17 protein-coding genes are annotated in these 20484 nt (G+C 65.1%); 8 read left to right on the forward strand and 9 right to left on the reverse strand.

Going from position 1 to position 20484, the window contains the following annotated elements; all coding sequences use genetic code 11:
- Positions 1-187 precede the first annotated feature (187 nt).
- Both AC56LU_RS09435 and AC56LU_RS09440 read right to left on the reverse strand, forming a co-directional pair.
- Positions 188-505: a hypothetical protein gene (locus tag AC56LU_RS09435; protein WP_497175330.1), complete on the reverse strand. Its 318-nt coding sequence runs from the start codon at positions 503-505 to the stop codon at positions 188-190.
- A complete protein-coding gene (locus AC56LU_RS09440) occupies positions 502-1071 on the reverse strand; it encodes a hypothetical protein (RefSeq protein ID WP_497175331.1) in 570 nt (189 codons plus the stop codon). Before AC56LU_RS09440 ends, AC56LU_RS09435 begins: the two co-directional genes overlap by 4 nt.
- Positions 1072-1391: 320 nt before the next feature.
- Between AC56LU_RS09440 and AC56LU_RS09445 the strand changes: the two genes are divergently transcribed.
- The 6 genes from AC56LU_RS09445 (at position 1392) to AC56LU_RS09470 (ending at position 7584) form a co-directional block, all read left to right on the forward strand.
- Positions 1392-1700: a KGG domain-containing protein gene (locus AC56LU_RS09445; RefSeq protein WP_497175332.1), complete on the forward strand. Its 309-nt coding sequence runs from the start codon at positions 1392-1394 to the stop codon at positions 1698-1700.
- A 157-nt stretch (positions 1701-1857) separates the two neighbouring features.
- Entirely contained in the window at positions 1858-2262 is a 405-nt protein-coding gene (locus tag AC56LU_RS09450; protein WP_497175333.1) for a hypothetical protein, read from the forward strand.
- Between the two features lie 29 nt (positions 2263-2291).
- The gene (locus tag AC56LU_RS09455; RefSeq protein ID WP_497175334.1) at positions 2292-3413 is read left to right on the forward strand and encodes a M14 family metallopeptidase; all 1122 of its coding nucleotides are present in this window, start codon (positions 2292-2294) and stop codon (positions 3411-3413) included.
- A 16-nt stretch (positions 3414-3429) separates the two neighbouring features.
- On the forward strand, positions 3430-3903 hold the full coding sequence (locus tag AC56LU_RS09460) for a CYTH domain-containing protein (protein WP_497175335.1): 474 nt from the start codon (positions 3430-3432) through the stop codon (positions 3901-3903).
- The gene (locus AC56LU_RS09465) at positions 3900-5063 is read left to right on the forward strand and encodes a serine hydrolase domain-containing protein (RefSeq protein WP_497175336.1); all 1164 of its coding nucleotides are present in this window, start codon (positions 3900-3902) and stop codon (positions 5061-5063) included. The genes AC56LU_RS09460 and AC56LU_RS09465 overlap by 4 nt, the downstream gene beginning before the upstream one ends.
- Positions 5064-5316: 253 nt before the next feature.
- On the forward strand, positions 5317-7584 hold the full coding sequence (locus AC56LU_RS09470) for a catecholate siderophore receptor Fiu (RefSeq protein ID WP_497175337.1): 2268 nt from the start codon (positions 5317-5319) through the stop codon (positions 7582-7584).
- A gap of 23 nt (positions 7585-7607) precedes the next feature.
- On the opposite strand, the gene AC56LU_RS09475 is transcribed toward AC56LU_RS09470, so the two are convergent.
- Together AC56LU_RS09475 and AC56LU_RS09480 are read right to left on the reverse strand one after the other, a co-directional pair.
- Complete coding sequence (locus AC56LU_RS09475; RefSeq protein ID WP_497175338.1) at positions 7608-8315, reverse strand: carboxylesterase family protein; 708 nt, start codon at positions 8313-8315, stop codon at positions 7608-7610.
- 148 nt (positions 8316-8463) lie between these two features.
- The gene (locus tag AC56LU_RS09480; RefSeq protein WP_497175339.1) at positions 8464-9717 is read right to left on the reverse strand and encodes a DUF2863 family protein; all 1254 of its coding nucleotides are present in this window, start codon (positions 9715-9717) and stop codon (positions 8464-8466) included.
- A 212-nt stretch (positions 9718-9929) separates the two neighbouring features.
- Between AC56LU_RS09480 and AC56LU_RS09485 the strand changes: the two genes are divergently transcribed.
- Together AC56LU_RS09485 and AC56LU_RS09490 are read left to right on the forward strand one after the other, a co-directional pair.
- Positions 9930-12281: a TonB-dependent receptor gene (locus AC56LU_RS09485; protein WP_497175340.1), complete on the forward strand. Its 2352-nt coding sequence runs from the start codon at positions 9930-9932 to the stop codon at positions 12279-12281.
- Between the two features lie 86 nt (positions 12282-12367).
- Complete coding sequence (locus tag AC56LU_RS09490) at positions 12368-13051, forward strand: Fe2+-dependent dioxygenase (protein ID WP_497175341.1); 684 nt, start codon at positions 12368-12370, stop codon at positions 13049-13051.
- Between the two features lie 64 nt (positions 13052-13115).
- On the opposite strand, the gene AC56LU_RS09495 is transcribed toward AC56LU_RS09490, so the two are convergent.
- The 5 genes from AC56LU_RS09495 to acnA all read right to left on the reverse strand — a co-directional run bounded on the left by AC56LU_RS09495 (position 13116) and on the right by acnA (position 20447).
- The gene (locus AC56LU_RS09495; protein WP_497175342.1) at positions 13116-13262 is read right to left on the reverse strand and encodes a lmo0937 family membrane protein; all 147 of its coding nucleotides are present in this window, start codon (positions 13260-13262) and stop codon (positions 13116-13118) included.
- A gap of 144 nt (positions 13263-13406) precedes the next feature.
- Positions 13407-14168 carry a meso-2,3-butanediol dehydrogenase gene (gene budC / locus AC56LU_RS09500; protein ID WP_497175343.1) on the reverse strand — a complete coding sequence of 254 codons (762 nt, stop codon included), beginning with the start codon at positions 14166-14168 and terminating at the stop codon, positions 13407-13409.
- 52 nt (positions 14169-14220) lie between these two features.
- Positions 14221-16338 (reverse strand): hybrid sensor histidine kinase/response regulator, encoded by a 2118-nt coding sequence (locus AC56LU_RS09505; RefSeq protein WP_497175344.1) that lies wholly within the window; start codon positions 16336-16338, stop codon positions 14221-14223.
- 2 nt (positions 16339-16340) lie between these two features.
- On the reverse strand, positions 16341-17552 hold the full coding sequence (locus AC56LU_RS09510; protein WP_497175345.1) for an ABC transporter substrate-binding protein: 1212 nt from the start codon (positions 17550-17552) through the stop codon (positions 16341-16343).
- Positions 17553-17738: 186 nt separating this feature from the next.
- Positions 17739-20447: an aconitate hydratase AcnA gene (gene acnA / locus AC56LU_RS09515; RefSeq protein WP_497175346.1), complete on the reverse strand. Its 2709-nt coding sequence runs from the start codon at positions 20445-20447 to the stop codon at positions 17739-17741.
- Between the last annotated feature and the right edge of the window lie 37 nt (positions 20448-20484).

Below are 20484 nucleotides of genomic sequence, written 5' to 3' on the forward strand. Positions count from 1 at the left end.
CTTCTCCGCGTCGAGGCACGTGTGCCGCCACCGCGACGTGCGGACAACGGGACGTGTTCAGTGCGGTTGGAGTCGCGCCGGAACGGATGGGTTCCGTTAGAGAAGTGCCGCTTGGAGCTGCATCAATGTTCGGCCCGGATGAAAGCCGGTTGAGTGCGTGGCCGGCGCTGCCGGCCACGCCAGGCGCCTACTTGCGCGAGAAGCCGGTATCGTCGTCCATCTTGCGGTCGCCCGCCAGGCGGTTGGCGCCGGCCGGGCTCTTCGGCAAGCCGCCGGCGACGTCGTTCGACTCGTGGACCGGGTTCTTTTCCGCGTCCACGCTCTGGGCTGGCAGCCAGCCCGGGTTGTCGCTGCGCGGGCCGCTATTGCCCGGGCTGCGCGGCAACCCGCCGGTGGTGTCGTTCGATTGATGTCGCTCGGCTTTTCCTTCGTTTCCGGAAGGACCCGTCTGCGAACCGCTGCGGTCGGTGCTGTCCTGACGGTTCTGATTCGACTCCTGGCTCATGGTTCCCTCCGTTGCTGGTTGCGATGCGGGCCGACTGCCATCCCGGTGCCTTCGTGACTACCAGGCGCGCTCTGCCGGTTTCCCTCCCCGCCCCGCAGCTCCGCTTGCGCCGCGTCCTGCGGATGCATCGCGTGCGCATGCAGGTCGGTGCCGGAATGTTTGTCGCGGTTGCCGACAGGCTGCTCGAGCAGGCCCCAGGCGCCCGAGTGCTGTTCCATCTGGCGCTGGTGGCTGTCGGTAATGCCTTGCTGCGGACCCGAGCCGCCGGTCTGCTGGCTTTGCAGCGAGCCGCCCGGCAGGTCCGACTCGACGGCGCCGGGCAGGGTGGCCTCATGGCCGGCGTGTCCGCCGTCCTCGGCTGCCACTTCCTGCTGGCCCATGCGCGAAGGATCCTGCGCTGAATGCATTTGGTTCTCGCCGCGGATCGCGTTCTGCCGGCCCGGCCCCTGCGGGTAGGTGTGGTCCATCGGGCCGCTCCCGGTATTGCCCTTGGCGCCCGGCGTCCACTTTTCGTTGGCGCCGTTATTGGTCTGGTTATTGACCTCGCTACGTTGGTTCGCGTCCATATCGACTCCTTTCGTGATGCTCATCCTGCCATGATGCGCGCGCTCTCTTGAATGCAGTATAGGAAGGCGTAGGGGGTCTGTGTAGGACGGATACTGAAGGGTTTTGTTGACGACTGGAAGTACACTTTCGCAGATGCATTTTCTGTCGCGTGAATTCCTACAAAGTCATCTGAAAACGTCCTATACCCTCATTCATCAGTGCTACCTAAGATGATTTCGCCGGTCACTCATCTGGCCTCGAACGCGGGCTTTCGAACGTGATGGGTAACAGCCTGCCGCAGGACGCGGCGGTTCAATAGCGTACAAGGGAGAAGATCATCATGGCCTCAAGTAATCAAGCTAGCAAGCAAGGCAGCAACCAGGGCGGCAACAGTCAGAGCAGCGGTACCCGCAACCGCGGTTTCGCTTCGATGGATCCGGCCCGCCAGCGCGAAATCGCCAGCCAGGGCGGCAAGGCTGCCCACGCCAAGGGCACGGCCCACGAGTTCACTTCGGAAGAAGCCCGCCGGGCCGGCAGCATGAGCCACGGCAACCGCCAATCGGCCAACGCCGGTTCGGGTGGTCCTTCGCGCGCCGCTTCGAGCAAGGGCGGCCGCAGCTCGCAAGGCGGCCGCGGCTCGAAAGAGTAAGCCGTCGCCGCCGCTCCAAGGGAGCGCACCGGCAACCTCGACACGGGGAGCGCAAGCTCCCCGTTTTGCATTTTGCACTGCGGATAGCACACAACAGGACGGTGGGATGCGGTAGAATCGCTGCGCCTTTTTCAACCTTTTCCCTAGGAATATCGTCGTGAAACCTGCGCTTATTCGTGAAGTCAAGACCATGGCCATGTCGTGCGATCGCGTCGGCAACCTGTTGCTGGTCAAGTTCGCCTGCAAGGGCGCGAGCGACGTGGGCATCTATATGCCGGCTTCGATCGTGTTCTGGCTGCTCAAGCATCTGCCACCGAACCGCGACCCGAACCTGGCTGCGCCACCGCAGTCCGCACCGGTGACGCAGCAGGATTGGGACAATCCCTATACGCCGCGTGCCGAATACGTGCAGTGCCGGGAACTGCGCGGTGCGCTGCGCATGACCTTCGTCTCCAACGCCAAGGAAGACCTGACCGTCGTGCTGGACCGTAGCAACGTCGAACTGATGCGCCAGATCATGATCATGTACGCCAAGGACCTGATCGACCTCGACGCGCAGTAAGCTCGTCGTCTTTCACGAAAGGAGTCGCCATGTCCATCAAAATCAGCCAGAGCTTCGATTCCGGGGCCATCGAAGTCGTGCGGGCCGATGGCCCGAAGGCGATCGACCTGAACCTGCGCAAGGATTCGCACGCCGACATCCACCAGTGGTTCCATTTCCGCCTGCAGGGCGCGCGCGGCCAGGCCTGCACGATCCGCTTCCTGAACGCCGGGCAGGCCACCTATCCGAAGGGCTTCGAGGACTACCAGGTCGCGGCCAGCTACGACACCGAGAACTGGTTCCGCGTTCCCACCAGCTTCGACGGCCAGGTGATGACGGTCAATCACACGCCTGAACTCGACAGCATCTACTACGCATACTTCGAGCCTTACACCTGGGAGCGCCACCTGCGCCTGCTGGGCGAAGTGGCCGAGAACCCGATTGCCCGCGTGCACGACATCGGCACCACGGTCGACGGGCGCGACATGAACCTGGTCGTGATCGGCAACCCGCAGGCGGAAAAGAAGATCTGGGTGATCGCGCGCCAGCATCCGGGCGAGACCATGGCCGAATGGTTCGTCGAGGGCATGATGGATGCGCTGCTGGACAACGCCAACCCGGTGGCGCGCAAGCTGCTGGAGCGCGCCGTGTTCTACATCGTGCCGAACATGAACCCGGACGGCTCGGTGCGCGGCAACCTGCGCACCAATGCGGCGGGCGCCAACCTGAATCGCGAATGGATGACGCCTTCGCGCGAGCGCAGCCCGGAAGTGCTGTGCGTGAAGAACAAGATCCACGAGACCGGGGTCGACATGTTCTTCGACATCCATGGCGATGAAGCACTACCGTACAACTTCGTGGCGGGCAGCGAGATGCTGGCCGACTTCACCCCGGAGCGCCTGGCCTCCCAGAATGCATTCATCGAGCAGTACATGGCGGCCAGCCCGGACTTCCAGAACGTGCATGGCTATGCGGCCAGCAAGTACAACGAAGAACTCCTGACCCTGGCCTCCAAGTACATCGGCCACACCTTCAAGTGCCTGTCGCTGACGCTGGAGATGCCGTTCAAGGACAATGCCAACCTGCCCGACCAGCACACCGGCTGGAACGGTGCGCGCAGCGCGGCGCTGGGTGCGGCGATCCTGCAGCCGATCCTGCAGTCGCTGGACTGAGGGGTAGGAACCAGGCATGGGCGTCGAAATCGAGCGCAAGTTCCTGCTGGCGGGCGACGGCTGGCGCCAGCTGGGTGAGCCGACCCTGCTGCGCCAGGGCTATTTATGCTCGGACCCCGAGCGCACGGTGCGCGTGCGCATCGAGGGCGATACCGGTGTCCTCACCATCAAGAGCAAGAGCACGGGCGCGACCCGCGGGGAATGGGAATATCCGATTCCGCTGATGGAAGCCGAGGAACTGTTAGAGCGCCTGTGCAAACGCCCGCTGGTCGAGAAATACCGGCGCCGCATTCCCTACGCCGGCTTCACTTGGGAAGTCGATGAATTCCTGGGCGAGAACGCCGGCCTGGTGGTGGCCGAGATCGAGCTGCCGTCGGAAGACGCGGCGTTCGACAAGCCCGACTGGCTAGGTGCGGAAGTCACCGGCGACAAGCGCTACTACAACTCCAGCCTGATCCGTTATCCGTTTTCCCAGTGGACCAATCCATGACTCACGTTTCACGCCGCGGCGTGCTGGCCCTTGGCCTCGCCGCGCTGCTGCCCCTGGTCGCGGGCTGCGCCGCAACCCCGGGCGTCACCACCTCCGCAAGCTACTTCCCCCCCGCCGGCGAATGGGCCCGCAAGTCGCCCGCCGAGCTCGGCATTGACGTGAAGGCCCTGGCGGCGGCCGTGCAGTTCGCGCAGTCGCGCGAAACCGCGCGTGCGGTCGATTTCTCGGACCAGGAAGCGACTTTCGGGAGTCGCCTGGGTTCGATGCCGACCAAACGCGCCCGCACCAATGGACTGGTGATCTACAAGGGCTATGTGGTGGCCGAATTCGGCGACACGCAATTTGTCGACCCGACTTATTCGGTGGCCAAGAGCATGCTGGCCACGGTGGCCGGCGTGGCCGTGCGCGATGGCCGCATCGCGGTCGACGAGGCGGTGGGCAAGCGCGTGAGCGATGGCGGCTACGCTTCGCCGCGCAATGCCCAGGTGACATGGAAGCAGCACCTGCAGCAGGAGACGGAGTGGGAGGGCAGCCTGTGGGGCAAGAACGCCGACTTCATCGGCAAGGAAGCGTTCGGCGCGGGCGAGCGCAAGCCGCGCGCGCTGCAGGCGCCGGGCAGCTTCTACGAGTACAACGACGTGCGCATCAACCGCTTCGCCTTGTCGCTGCTGCGCGTCCTCAAGCAGCCGGTGCCGGAGGTGTTCCAGCAGCAGGTGATGGACCCGATCGGCGCCTCGAACAGCTGGAAGTGGGTGCCCTACCATAACAGCTACGTCGAACTGGACGGCAAGCCAGTCGCCTCGGTCAGCGGCGGCACGCGCTGGGGCGGCGGCATGTGGATCAATTCCTGGGACATGGCGCGCTTCGGCTACCTGTGGCTGCGCGGTGGCGCCTGGGACGGCAAGCAGGTCCTGCCGCCGTCCTACGTGAAGGAGGCGCTTACGCCAAGCGCCCACGGTCCCGACTATGGCTACCTGTGGTGGCTCAATACCAAGGGCAAGAACCTGCCGGGCCTTCCCGCCAGCGCCTATGCCGCACTGGGTGCGGGCAGCAACACCATCGTCGTTTCGCCCGAGCACGATCTGGTGATCGTGTGGCGCTGGCACGCCGGCAATCCTGCCGAGTTCGCCACTAAAGTCATCGCCAGCCTGCCGCGCTGACATCCCGCCGGCCTGCGCCCGCAGGCCGTCCTTACCGGCAGCTGCGATGTCGCGCTGCCGTTCAGATTCCCTCCAATCTTCCGTGCCCGTTGAATCGTCGGCTGCTCCTGCTCGTCCATGGCGGGGTTTGTCATCAATGCGAATGTAAACGATAATGAGAATGATTCCTGTTTACATGTCAGAGCGTTTTCTTTACAATAATTTTCATTGATGACCTTTTTCCCAACTTTTGACTGCCAAGGAACAGCTTCGTATGAAAACAATAAAAAGCGCAATAAAAAGCCGCAAACACCCTCAATCGCGCGTGGTGGGCACCGCCCTGGCTGCCGTCCTGCTGCCGATGGCGGCGCATGCGAGTGGGGTCGACGTCGCGGCGCTGGACATCGCACCCGCGTCCACCGTGGAGGTCGTTGGCAAGGCGGAAAACGCCTTCAAGGCCGAGCACGCCTCGTCGCCGAAGTACACCGAGAAGCTGGTCGACACCGCGCAGACGGTGCAGGTCATCAAGAAGGAATTGTTCGAGCAGCAGGGCGCGCTGACCCTCACCGAAGCGCTACGCAACACGCCGGGCGTGGGCGCCTTCTTCCTGGGCGAGAACGGCAACACGAATACCGGCGACGCGATCTTCATGCGCGGCTTCGATACCTCCGGCAGCATTTTCGTCGACGGCGTGCGCGACATCGGTTCGGTCTCGCGCGACGTCTTCAACCTCGAGCAGATCGACGTCCTCAAGGGACCGGCGGGCACCGATACCGGCCGTGGCTCGCCGACCGGTTCGGTCAACCTGGTGAGCAAGAAGGCGCAGATGGCGGATGCGGCAAGTAGCTCCCTGACCGGCGGCAGCGCTTCGCAGAAACGGGCCACGGCCGACCTGAACACGGTCTTGAGCGCCGAACGCGGCATCGCGCTGCGCCTGAACGTGCTGGCCCAGGATTCCGGCAATCCGGCGCGCGATGTGGTCAAGAACAAACGTTGGGCAGTGGCGCCGAGCCTGGGCTTCGGCCTGAACGGCCCGACCCGCGTGCACCTCGATTTCCTGCACGTGGACCAGGACAACGTGCCGGACGGCGGCGTGCCCACCATCGGCCTGCCTGGCTACACCAGCCCGGACCTGACCCGTCCGTTCATCGGCAACGCAGCGCCGGTCGATCCAGACAATTTCTACGGCTCGGAAAGCGACTACGACAAGGTCAAGGCCGACATGGCAACCGTGCGCATCGAACACGCGTTCGCGCCGAACCTGCGCCTGTCGAACGTCAGCCGCTACGGCCGCACCAAACAGGACTACCTGTTGACCGCCTGGCTGGCCAGCGCCGCCAATTTCAAGACGCCGGTCGAATCCGATCCCTCCACCTGGACCGTGGCGCGCAGCACCCGCACCGTCAAGGACCAGGAAAACAAGATCCTCACCAACCAGACCACGCTCACCGCCGACTTCACGACCGGTGCGCTGCGCCACACCCTGGTGACCGGCCTCGAATTCGTCAACGAAACCCAGGTGACCTACGGCCGCACCGGCCTCGGCAGCATGCCGGCTGCCAGCTTGTACCACCCGAACCCGCGCGATCCGGTCAGCGGCATGACCATGGCCCGCACTGGCGCCTTCAACGAAGGCGACGTCGATACCCAGAGCCTGTACGCCTTCGACACCATCAAGTTCGGCGAGCGCTGGATCTTCAATGGCGGCGTGCGCGTGGACCGTTTCCGCGGCGACTACAACGTGGTGGCGCTGACCAATAACGTGCTTGTGCCGACCCGCTTCAGCGTCAGCGACACCTTTGTGAACGGCAAGGCCTCGCTGCTGTACAAGCCAAGCACCAACAGCAGCGTGTACGCGCTGGTGGCCAGCTCCAAGCTGCCGCCGGGTTCGAATTTCACCGTGTCCGGCAACGTGAACAGTGCCCAGAACCCGATCTACGATCCGCAGTCGACCCGGACCTACGAGCTGGGCGGCAAGCTGGACCTGCTGCGCCAGAAACTGTCCCTGAGCGCGGCCCTGTTCCGCACCGAGGTGAAGAACGAGCTCGAGCAGGACCCGGTCGACCTCAAGTGGTACCAGACCGGCCACAAGCGCGTGCAGGGGATCGAGCTGGGCGCCACCGGCGCGCTGGCCGCCAACTGGCTGGTGAGCGCGGGCTACCTGTACATGGACACCAGCGTGGAAGCGGGGCGCATGGTGACCGCACTCGGCGAGAACGGGCTGAGCTATACGCCGAAGTCCTCGTTCACGCTGTGGACGGCCTACGATGTCACCCCGGACTTCAAGATCGGCGGCGGGGCGCGCTTCAGCGACGAACTCAAGCGCGGCACCGACGGCGCGATCGGCACGCCGAAGTATACGGAGTCGTATTGGGTGTTCGATGCGATGGCGTCGTATCGCATCAGTCCGAACCTCGACCTGCGCCTGAACGTGTACAACATTGCGGACGAGCGCTATGTCGCGAGCATCAACAAGAGCGGTTACCGCTATACGCCGGGGGCGCCGCGCTCGGCCAGCCTGACTGCCAACTTCCGGTTCTGAGCCGAGTGATCAGGGCGCCGGCATCACTGCCGGCGCTGCTGCGCCAGCCACTCGAACAAGCCGGCCTCGCCGTAGGCATGCACCCATGCCGCGATGTGGCCGGCTTCCGGCAGCACCGTATATTTCACGTTGCCACCCTCCGCCTTCAGCGCCTCGACCATGCGTGCCGATTCCTGTTCCGGCACCGCGTCGTCCTTCAGGCCGTGGAAGGCCCACACCGGAATGTCCTTCAGCCGGCCCGCAAGGCGCGGGATGCCGCCGCCGCAGATCGGGGCGACCGCGGCGAAATAGTCCGGATAGCGCGACGCGAAATCCCAGGCGCCGTAGCCGCCCATGCTGATGCCGGTCAGGTAGACGCGCTTGCGGTCGACGTTGTAGCGCTTCAGCACGTCGTCGAGCATCGATTTCAACAGGTAGGCATCCCACCACTGGCCTTCCCCGACCTGGGGTGAGACCACCATGAAGGGAAAGTCCGGGTCCTTCTCGACGATGGCCGGCGGGCCCCATGCTTTCACCTTGTTCAGGTCGGTACCGCGCTCGCCGGAGCCGTGCAGGAAGACGATCAGCGGAACCTTGTCGCCCTTGGCGGAGTAGGACTTGGGGAGGAAGGTCAGGTAGTTGACCTTGGTCTTGATGCTGGTGCTGCGGGCTTGCTGGGGGGATTTGCCTGGGGCGGCGAAGACTGCGCCCGCGGTGCAGAGGGCGAGGGTGGCGACAGCGAGGCGGAGCATCGGGGGCTTCTCCATTTGGCACGGGAATCGTAGGGTGGGCGGGTCTCCCGCCCACGCGTTCAAACAGTGTATGCGTGAACGCGGCAGCAAAAATTCATATGTGATTTGAACGCGTGGGCGGCATAGCCGCCCACGCTACGAAATCCGATCAGTGGAAGTGCTCGGAACCCGCCGGCGCATCGTCCGGCATTTCAGCATGCACCAGCTCGCCGGTCGGATCGGCGAACAGGGGGCCGCCGCAGTCGTCGCAATATTCAGCCGGGTAGCGCTCGTTGATGCGCTTGATGTGGGCGATGCCGGCCTCGTTCAGGTGGGCGACGATTTCGTTGATCGGGGTCAGCGGGGCAGGGCCGGCGGCGAATGGGCCTTCCATCGGCGTGCCGCTCTCGTCTTCCTGCCCGTACAGCGGCCACACGATGCCGTACATGACATCGCTGTCCTGGCGCATGGTGAACGCCACCCGGTATTCGTCGATCTGGATGTCGGCCGACTCTTCGCCGAAGCCGGCGATCACGGCACGCAGGTCCGAAGGTTCCACGCCCAGCGTATGGGTCAAGTAGTGGACCGCGGCGCGGATCGAGATCGGGCGGATCAGTTTATCCGCTTCGCGGCAGGCCACGTAATACGCTTCCGGCAGCAGCAGCTCGACGCCGCAGCCCGGCAGCAGGCGCGCGATGTTGGCCGTGCCCTGCGTGCGCCACTGCTCCAGCGCGCGGTTGCGCTCTTCGGCGAAACCGATGTGGTGCTGCGGCTCTTGCCAGCGGAACATCGGTGCGTTCTGTGGTGCGACGATCGCCACCAGCAGGAAGCGGGTGTCGGCCAGGAAGGGCGCGGTTTCCTCCGCGCGCGCGGCCGGCTTGACCGTGCCGCCCTTGTGCGCGGCGGCGGCCAGCTTGTGCGTCAGCGCGTAGGTTTCGGCATGGGTGCGCGGCAGCTGGTCGATCGAGTACAGGGTAGGCGCCACGGCGATGCGGGTGCCTTCGGCCAGCAGGTGGGCCGAGAAGTGCGCCTGCAGCGTGCCCAGCATCTCGGCCGGGATGTTTCCGGAAGCGATGTTGAAGCGGGTCCAGGCGAGCACCGGCGCGGCCACCAGCAGGGCCTGCCAGGTGACTTCGCTGCCATCCTGCTGCTCGACCATGGTGGCCGATTCGCTCACGGCCTCGACCGCATCCATCAGCACGTCGTACGAGGCGAGGTCGTCCTTGAACAGGGCGTTCAGCGCGGCGTCGATGCTGTCCTGGTGGTTGGTCTTGAGCAGCTTCTGCAGTTGCGTGTCCAGTTGGCGCTCCCAGGTCCGTTCCTCGACCCGGCTGGCGGCCTGCATGATGGCTTGCGCAATGCTGACGAGACGCTGGCTTTCGGCGGAGAGTTTGGGGGTTGAATCTTTGGAAGGACGACGCATGGCGCTAGGGGTCTCTCTTTACAGTAATGGACAAGGTCATGATAAACCCATATCCCCGTTATTGTAGTTGATTCGGCCACATGCCACGAACACATGGTCCCTTCGGAGAGAAAAGGCGGGCTTGCAAAAAACCTGAATAGAAAACATAATGCGAATCGTTCTCATTAAAATTCAGGTTTTGGCGCTGCCGGAACACCCCAACTAAGAAGAAAATGACCACGATCACTTCGCAGGCAAGCAGCACCTTCATCAAGAGCAAGAAACACACCCGACCTTCCGCTCCCCTCATGTCGGCCCCGGCGCTTGCCGTGCTGGCGACGCTGGCCATGCCGCTCGGCGTGCACGCCAGCGGCGTGGCCCCGGCCGCCCCTGAACTGGCCGACGGCGCCACGCTGCCCAAGGTGCACGTCACCGGCGGCAACGACCGCGCCGTGCAGGGTCCCGTCAAGTCGAGCTCCGACAAGTTCACCGCGCCCCTGCTCGACACGCCGAAATCGGTCACCGTCGTCACGTCGGAAACCATCTCGCAGACCGGCGCCGTGTCGCTGACCGACGCGCTTCGCACGGTGCCGGGCATCACCATCGGCGCCTCCGAAGGCGGCAACCCGGTGGGCGACAACCTGTTCATCCGCGGCTACAACGCCCAGACCGACACCTATATCGACGGCGTGCGCGATTCCGGCTCGCAGTCGCGCGAGATCTTCGCGATCGAGCAGGTCGAAGTGGTCAAGGGCCCGAATTCGGCGCTGGGCGGTCGTTCCTCGGCCGGCGGCGGCATCAACATCGTCACCAAGACCGCCAAGGACAGCAACTTCAGCAACGCCACGGTCGGCCTGGGCACCGACAACTATGCCCGCGTCACCACCGACATCAATCGCGTCGTCGGCGACAACACCGGCTTCCGCCTGAACACGATGGTGCATACCAACGACGTCGCCGGCCGCGACGTGGTGGGCGGCGAGCGCTGGGGCGTCGCGCCGAGCATCACCTTCGGCCTGAACGGCCCAAGCCGCGCGATCCTGAGCTTCTACCACATGGAGAGCAGCGAGATCCCGGACACCGGCATCCCCTTCGACAACCCGATCGCCAGCGGCCCGAACACGGCGAAGAACGGCGGCGGCACCCCGTTTACCAATGACCGCGAAGCCTTCTATGGCCTGAAGAACCGCGATTTCCGTGACACGAACACCGACGTCGCCACCGTCGACCTGCGCCACGAATTCGCTTCGGGCCTGGCCATCCGCAACGTGACCCGCTGGGGCAAGAGCGGCCAGGACTACATCTACACCCAGCCGGACGATTCGAAGGGCAACACCGTCTTGTACGGCACCGTCTGGCGCCGCGCCAACACCCGCGTGGTCGACACCGACACGCTGGCCAACGCGACCAGCCTGAGCGGCACCTGGAACACCGCCGGCATCAAGCACAGCTTCAACGTCGGCGTCGAGTTCTCGCGCGAAGAGACCGACCGCGGCAGCTTCCTGTTCAGCCCGGGCACCAACAACCCGCTGACCGGCAGCTTCACCTGCCCGACTGCGGGCGCGGCCACCCTGTACAACTGCACCACGTTGGTCAACCCGAACCCGAACGATCCGTGGGTCCATACCCGCAGCGTGTCGCCGGCCCTGACCAATGTCGTGACCCGCACCCGCGCCGTGTACGGCTTCGACACCATCGAGTTCAGCCCGCAATGGCTGCTGAACCTGGGCGCGCGCTGGGACGACTTCTCGAGCTCCCTCTACACCGCGCCGGCCACCGCTGGCGGCGCGGCCACCCGTGCCCGCGTCGAGTCCACCTTCGATACCTACCAGGCCGGCCTGGTGTACAAGCCGAAGGCGAACGGCAGCATCTACCTGTCGTGGGCGACCTCGGCGACCCCGCCGGGCAACGACGGCGGCGACGGACTGGATGCCTTGACCGTCGCGATCCAGAACCTGCAGCCGCAGACCAGCCGCAGCATCGAGCTGGGCACCAAGTGGGAAGTGCTGCCGGGCGGCCGCCTGTCGGTGAGCGCCGCCGTGTTCAAGAGCGACATGGACAACGCCCGCGTCACCGCGCCGGACGGCACCAGCCAGAACGTGGGCCGCAAGGAACTGGAAGGCGTCGAATTCGGCCTGTCGGGCCGCATTACCAACGCCTGGACCGTGTTCGGCGGCTACACCTACCTGGATGGCGTCATCGCCGACAACGGCTTCGTGAATACTGCCGCTACCGGCGCGCCGCCGCGCTGGACCCCGTCGCCGTTCAACGGCAACGCCTTCCCGACCACGCCGAAGCACAGCGCCTCGCTGTGGACGACCTACGCGCTGGACAAGGCCTTCACCATCGGCGGTGGGGCCAACTTCGTGGATCGCCAGTTCGCCAACGTGAACAACACCAAGTACTCGCCGTCGTACACCCGCTTCGACGCGATGGCGACCTGGATGCTGAACCCGAGCGTGTCCTTGCAACTGAACATCCAGAACCTGACGGACAAGCTGTACTTCGACCGCGTCTCGTCGCCGCACTATGCGGGCGTGGGCGCAGGCCGTTCGGCTTCGCTGATGGCGAACCTGAAGTTCTAAAGACCGCGTACCACCCCCGCCGGGCAACCGGACTTTGCCCTCCTGATATGATCGGGAGGACTTTTTTCTTTGCGAGGAGTCGAACCATGATGCTGCATATCCCGGGCGTGTTGACGCGTGAGCAGGTCGCCGCCATCCGCGCCCGCATGGACAGTGCGCCGGAATGGGTGGACGGGCGCGAGAGCGTCGGTCCGCAGGGCGCCCAGGTCAAGCGCAACCGCCAGCTCAAGGAAGGCTCTCCGCTGGCGCTGGAGCTGGGGCAGGTAGTGAGCGCTTCCTTGATGAACAACCCGCTGTTCTTCTCGAGCGTGCTGCCGCTGCGGATCCTGGCGCCTTACTTCAATGCCTACGGCGGGGGCGAGCACTACGGGCTGCACGTGGACGGCGCGGTGCGCACGCAGCGCGGCGGCCTGCCGCCGGTGCGGGCCGATGTGTCCACCACTGTTTTCCTGAGCGACCCGGAGGACTACGACGGCGGCGAGCTGGTGGTGGTGGATGCCTACGGGACGCACGAAGTGAAACTGCCGGCGGGCGACGCGATCGTGTATCCCTCGGGGAGCGTGCACCAGGTGCTGCCGGTGACGCGCGGCGAGCGGGTGGCTTCGTTCCTGTGGACCCAGAGCATGGTGCGCGACGACAGCCGGCGTGCGATGCTGTTCGAGCTGGATACGAATATCCAGAAGATCCGGGCGGCGTATGGGGAGAGCGAGGCCACCGTGGGGATCACGGGGCATTATCACAACCTGCTCAGGATGTGGGCGGAAATGTGATCGCACAAACGAAAAAGCCGGAACTGTCGAGGTTCCGGCTTTTTCGTTCGGCAGCGTGTATTCGTCAGAGTACTTTTCGGCCGGTGAACAGGCGGATCAGGATGACGACGGCGGCGACGACGAGGAGAATGTGGATCAGTCCGCCACCCACCGACGTGACCATGCCGAGCAGCCACAGGACGAGCAGTACGATAGCAATGGTATATAGCATGTGTGCCTCCGCTTGGGATGAAGGGTGCAGAAGCAAGATGCTGTCTGCTTTCCCGATAAGCCATCATCCCCCGCGAGCTCCCTTGCTTCCGTGCGCAGCCGTACAGAACGCTTGTTCTTATGATATTTTCTTTGTGATCAATGATTACATGGGCGGCTGGCCGTTGGAGGCGCTCAAGCCGTTGTCGACCGGCAGGTTGACCCCCGTGATAAGGCGGGCATCGTCACTTGCCAGGAATACCATCGCCGCCGCAACGCCTTCCGGATCCTCGGGTGCACCGAGCGGCATGCGTTCCCTGAACTTCGCGACCAGCTCGGGATTGTCCACCATGTCCTCGGTCATCCGGGTCTTCGTGAAACTTGGGTTGACCGCGTTCACCCGGACACCATTCTTTGCCGCATCCATCGCCATCGCGCGCACCATGTTGGTGACGGCGCCCTTAGAGGTGTTGTAGGCGAACAGTTCCCAGTCCCCGCCCAGCCCCGAGACCGACGAGGTCATGACGATCGAACCGCGCGTCTTGACCAGTTCCGGCATCGCCGCCTTGGCCATGTGGAAGTAGCCGGCCACGTTCACCGCCATGACCCGTTCGAAGTCTTCTTCGCTGGTCTGCATGATGTCGCCCTCGGTCGCCATGCCGGCGTTATTGACCAGCACATGCAGCCCGCCGAAGCGCTCGACGGCGGCGTTGACGGCGCTTGCTGCGGTCTTCCGGTCGGCCGTATCTCCGACCTGCACCAGGATGCGGTCCTGGGGGAGTGTGGCGGCGGATTTCTTCAGGCAGGGCGCGTCGATATCGAGCAGCACGACGCGGGCGCCTTCATCCAGGAAGCGGCGGGCGACCGCCAGGCCGATGCCGGACGCCGCACCGGTCACCAGGACGACCTTGTCTTTGAAACGGTCCATTGGTTCTCCTTCGATGCTGTGTCGGTCGCGGCCACCTTATCACAAGCCTCGGCTACGGATTTTCCGATTCGGGCAGGCAAGCTCGGCGTTGCGCGCCAAGGCGTGCGATGGCGCCGGTGAGTTCGTCTGCCACGACGGGTTTGACGAAGTGTTCGGCGAAGCCGGCCTGCTGCGACATGCTGCGATCCTGCGCCTGGCCATAGCCGCTGACGGCGATCAAGGTGGCCTTGGCGCTGCGGGCCTGGCGCGACAAGGCCCCGGCCAGCGCGTGTCCGCTCATGTCCGGCAAGCCGATATCGAGGAGGATGAAGTCGAAATCAGCGTGCCCGGCCAGCGCCAGTGCAGCCTGTGCCGAGTGCTCGACCTGCACGTCGTGGCCCGATGCCTGGAGCAGCAGGGCCAGCGTTTCCGCAGCGTCGACATTGTCGTCAACCACGAGGATGCGGCTGGCGCGCGCGGGCGCCGCCGCGGCCGGCGCGGCAACTGCTGGCGCCGCGTGCAGGCTCGCAACCAGGGGCAGGCGCACGGTGAAGGCGCTGCCCCGGCCCGGCCCCTCGCTGTACGCATGGACGCTGCCATCGTGCAGTTCGACCAGCTTCTTCACGAGGGCCAGGCCCAGTCCGAGCCCGCCCTGGGCGCGGTCGGGCGTGCGCTGGCCCTGGGTGAACAGGTCGAAGACCACCGGCAGCAGCTCAGGGGCGATGCCGATGCCGTTGTCGCGTACTTGCAGCACCGCTTCCGATCCCTCGGCCTGGAGCGAGACCTGCAGCTCGCCGCCGTCCGGCGTGTACTTGGCCGCGTTATTGAGCAGGTTGGCCGCTACCTGGATCAGCCTGGTACGGTCGCCGCTGACCGGCAGCGGGCCGTCCGCCACATCCAGGCGCAGGCGGTGCCCGCGCGCCTCGATCACGGGGACGACCTGTTCCACCGCCTCGCGCAGCATGTCGCCCAGGTCGACGTGCGCCTTGTCGATCGTGACCAGGCCACGGGTAACGCGCGACACATCCAGCAGGTCGTCGACCAGGTGGGTCATGTGCGTGACCTGGCGCGAGATGACTTCGCTCGCTTGCCTGATCCGCGGTTCGCCTTTGACCAGCATGCGCAGCAGCTGGGCGGCGCTGTTGATCGGCGCCAGCGGGTTGCGCAGCTCGTGCGCCAGCATGGCCAGGAATTCGTCCTTGCGCCGGTGCTCGTGCTGCAAGTGTTCGTGCTGGTGCTGCAGCCGGTCGAGCATGCCGTTGATCGAGCGGGCCAGGGTGATGGTTTCGCTGCTGCCCGCCAGCTCGGCGCGCTGCTCGTCGATGCCTTCTTCGCCCAGCCGGCTGGCGAATTGCTCGAGCTTGCGCAGTTCCTGGGTCAGGCCGAGCGCCAGGCGCGTGCCCAGGAGGAACATGACCGCCGCGACGGCGACGGCGATGACGGCGATCAGGCTGTACTGGTGCCAGGGCGTGGCCAGCACATGCTCGAGTTCGGATGGATCCAGGCGCAGGCTCAGGCCCAGGTGCGCAAGCCGCGCGGGAACCCTGACCGGCACGTCCAGCGATCGTTCGTCCTGCACGCCGCCGGAGTGCCCCGTCCACAGCAAGGCGGACGCCGGGGTCGGATGCAGGTCGCCGATCCGCAGCTTGTACACCAGCGCGCCTTCCGGCGTATTCGTGCGCGAGTAACGCAGCAGGCTGACGCCGACCAGTTCCGCCTCGCCGGCCTGTCCGAAGATGGCGGTGCTCTCCACGCCCTGGTCGATGCGCGCGCGCAGCCAGGCGAGCTGCCCGGGCGTGAAGCGCTCGAGGCCGTTGCCCGCCACCGCCTTGCCTTCGAAATCGGTAAACAGCAGCTGGACCGGGATGCCGTTGATCTGGCGCAGGCCGCCGAGGAAGGGCGCCAGGTAGGTTTCCCTGCCCGCGCTGTCGACCAGGCCGGTTGCCAGGATGGGACTGTTCGCCACCTCGTCGATGCGGGTAACGAGGGTGGCCAGCGTGTTGCCGACAGTGCGCGCATTGAAGGCGGCGTCGCGCTGCCGCAGCAGGGTCTCCGCGGAAGCGTGCTGGCGGTCCACCAGGAAGAACGAGGCGGCCGCCACCAGCAACACCGCAGCGGCGGCCAGGATCGCCGATGCGAAGGCGAAACGCTGGGTCAGGCTCGCAGCCCGTGTCGTCAGCCAGGCTTGCATGCTCAGTCTTTGCTCGGAACCAGCACGCCGTCGGCCCGGTAACGGGCAACCAGCAGGTCGCGTACCCCGAGCGCTTCGTGACGGGCCGGCGTGAAGGGGGGAGCGTAGGTCTTCACCAGCCCGCGGTGGCTGCGCACGCGTTCGAGGGCGTCGCGCACGGCCTTGCGGTCGGCACTGCCGGCCAGGTCAATCGCCTTGGCCAGGATGTGCACCAGGTCGTAGGCATGCGCCACGCCCACCGGGCCCTTGATGTCCTCGATCCGCCGTACCGGCGACACCTTGGCGACGCTGTCCATGAAGCGCGCCAGTTGCCGCTTGTCGGCCTGGAAGAAGGAGAAGGTCTGGATCACGGAAAAATCGACCTGGTGGAGGGCCGGCCCGGCCTGGCGCACGAACTCGCCGCCGGTGACGCCCCAGTGGCTCAGGATCGGAATGCGCTCGGCCTTCGGCAGGGCGGCCACTTCGCGCACCAGGACAGCTGCCTCGTCGTCATTGGCGACCAGGACGATCGTCTCGGCGCCGGCGCTACGCAGGGCCTGGTACTTGGAGAGCAGGGTCTGGTCGCGCCAGTTGTACCAGGCGGTCTGCACGATCCGGATATTTTTGTTCGCCGCAGCATGTTTTTCGGCCGCGGCCAGGTTGCTGCGGCCCCAGGACGTATTCGTCAGCAGCAGGCCGACCTTGTGCAGGCCGCGCCGGCTTGCCGTCTGCAGCAGCTTGGGCATGGCCAGGCTGTCCCGCAGCGACAGACGGAAGACGTAATTGGGTGTCATGCCGTTGTCGATGATCATGTCGGCCGAGGACCACGGCGCCATGAACAGGGTCCTGGTCGCCTTCAGGGTCGGCAGCTCTTCGATGATCACGGGGCTGAAGCGGCCGCCGAACACGGCGACCAGCCCGGGCATGCGGGCGAACTCCTCGATATTGCGGATGCCGCGGGCCGGGATCGAGCGGTGGTCGCGGGTGACCAGTTCGAGGGGCCGGCCGTTCAATACGCCGCCGGCGCGGTTGATCTCGTGAATGGCGGTGCGCATGCCCAGTTCGACGGCCTGGGCCGAGGTGCTGTTATCCAGGCCGAATTCGGCGTCGAGGCCGAGACGCACCGGCGCCGGCTGGGCCTGCGCAGTGTGGAAAGAGATGCACAGCATCAGCAGGAGAACAAGGGCGAGGGCGCGGGCAGGCGTCCGGCCCGACGCTTGGAAAATCGAACTCAACATATCTTTGCGGAAAATGCGGTCACGTATTGTAAACGTTAACACTTTGCCTTAGTTCACAATCCAATTGTGCGCAGGAAATTCATTTTTGCAATGGGATAAGGACGGCGCATGAAAAAAGGCCGGGACCTTCGCAGGTCCCGGCCTTTTCGGCTGCTAGCAGCCCGCTCGCGCGGGCCGGTCCGATTACGCAGCCAGCAGCTGGCGCAGCACGAACGGCAGGATGCCGCCATGCTTGTAGTAGTCGACTTCGATCGGGGTGTCGATACGCAGCAGCACTTGCACTTCCTGCGATTCGCCGTTTTCGCGGTGGATCACCAGGGTGGCCAGTTGTTGCGGCTTGATCTCGCCTTCCAGGCCCTTCAGGTCGTAGGTTTCCTTGCCGGTGATGCCCAGGGTTTCGACGCTGTCGTTGCCGATGAACTGCAGCGGCAGCACGCCCATGCCGACCAGGTTCGAGCGGTGGATGCGCTCGTACGAACGCACGACCACGGCCTTCACGCCCAGCAGCTGGGTGCCCTTGGCTGCCCAGTCGCGCGACGAGCCGGTGCCGTATTCTTCGCCGCCGAAGATCATGGTCGGGGTGCCTTCCGCCACGTACTTCATTGCCGCGTCATAGATCGACAGCTGTTCGCCCGACGGCTGGTGGATGGTGATGCCGCCTTCGACCGCCGAACCGTCCGGCTTGGCCGGGATCATCTTGTTCTTGATGCGCACGTTGGCGAAGGTGCCGCGCATCATGATCTCGTGGTTGCCGCGGCGCGAGCCGTAGGAATTGAAGTCGGCCTTCAGGACGCCATGGTCCTTCAGCCACTTGCCTGCCGGGCCGTCTTCCTTGATCGAACCGGCCGGGGAGATGTGGTCGGTGGTGATCGAGTCGCCGAACACGCCCAGGGCGCGCGCGCCCTGGATGCCGGTGGCGGCTGCCTTCGGGGTCATCTCGAAGTCGCTGAAGAACGGCGGCTCGGCGATGTAGGTCGACTCAGGCCAGTTGTAGACCTGGCCTTCGGTCGAGGACACGCGCTCCCACAGTTCGCCCGGGTTGCCCTTCACGTCGGCGTAGTTCTTCTGGAACACTTCCGAGTTCATCGCGAAGCGCATCAGTTCGCCGATTTCCTGCGAAGTCGGCCACACGTCGCCCAGGTAGACGTCGACGCCGTTCTGGTCCTTGCCCAGCGGCTCGCTCATCAGGTCGCGGGTCATGTTGCCGGCGATGGCGTAGGCGACGACCAGCGGTGGCGAAGCCAGGAAGTTCGAACGGATGTTCGGGTGGATACGTGCTTCGAAGTTACGGTTGCCCGACAGGACGGCCGAGGCGACGATGTCGTTGTCGGTGATCGCGGCGTTCAGTTCCGGGGTCAGGTCGCCGGCATTGCCGATGCAGGTGGTGCAGCCGTAGGCGGTCACGCCGAAGCCCAGCTTGTCCAGGTAGGGCAGCAGGCCGGCGGCGGTCAGGTACTCGGTGACCACGCGCGAGCCAGGGGCCAGCGAGGACTTGATGTGCGGAGCGACGGTCAGGCCGCGTTCGACGGCTTTCTTGGCCAGCAGGCCGGCAGCCAGCAGCACGCTCGGGTTCGAGGTGTTGGTGCACGAGGTGATCGCGGCGATCAGGACGTCGCCGTTCTTCACGCGCACGCCGTTGGTGGTCTCGTAGACCTTGTGCAGGTCGTCCGGCGATTTATTGAAGCCGTTGGCGGTGGTCGGCTTGCTGAACAGGTCGGTGAAGGTGTTCTTCACCGAACCCAGTTCGATACGGTCCTGCGGGCGCTTCGGGCCGGCCAAGGATGGAGTAACAGTCGAGAGGTCGAGGTGCAGCACGCGGGTGTAGTCGATCTCGCCGGCCTGCGGCACGCCGAACATGCCCTGGGCCTTGTAGTAGCCTTCGAAGGCTGCCAGCTCGGCTTCGGTACGGCCGGTGCCGCGGAAGTAGTCGACGGTTGCTTCGTCCACCGGGAAGAAGCCCATGGTCGCGCCGTATTCCGGGGCCATGTTGGCGATGGTGGCGCGGTCGGTGGTCGACAGCGAGCGGGTGCCTTCGCCGAAGAACTCGACGAACTTGCCCACGACTTTTGCATGGCGCAGCATTTCGGTGATGGTCAGCACCAGGTCGGTCGCGGTGCAGCCTTCGCGCAGCTTGCCGGTCAGGTTGACGCCGATGACGTCCGGGGTCAGGAAGTAGACCGGCTGGCCGAGCATGCCGGCTTCGGCTTCGATGCCGCCCACGCCCCAGCCGACGACGCCGACGCCGTTGATCATGGTGGTGTGCGAGTCGGTGCCGACCAGGGTGTCCGGGTAGTACACGTCGCCTTGCTTCATGACGCCGCGCGCCAGGTATTCCAGGTTGACCTGGTGGACGATGCCGAAGCCCGGCGGCACGACGCCGAAGGTGTCGAAGGCCTGCATGCCCCACTTCATGAACTGGTAGCGCTCGTTGTTGCGCTGGAATTCCAGCTTCATGTTCAGGTCGAGCGCGTTCGGCTCGCGGAAGTGGTCGATGGTGACCGAGTGGTCGACCACCAGGTCGACCGGCACCAGCGGCTCGATCTTCTTGGCGTCCACGCCCATCTTGTTGGCGACGTTGCGCATCGCGGCCAGGTCGGCCAGCAGCGGCACGCCGGTGAAGTCCTGCAGCACGACGCGGGCCACGACGAACGGGATCTCGTCGGTGCGCTCGGCGGTGGCGCCCCAGTTCGCGAGCTGCTTGATGTGCTCTTCGGTGACCTTCTTGCCGTCGCAGTTACGCAGCACGGATTCGAGCACGATACGGATCGACACCGGCAGGCGCGACAGGTTCACCCCGAGGGCTTCGCCCAGCGCCGGCAGCGAGTAGTACTGGCCGGTCTGGCCGGCGCCGGCCGGGAATTCCTTCAGGGTGTTCAGGGTGTTGTGAGACATCATCTCTCCTTCAGTGGGATATTGTTATTTCAATACC

The organism is Telluria sp. PB2R4 (assembly GCF_059685695.1).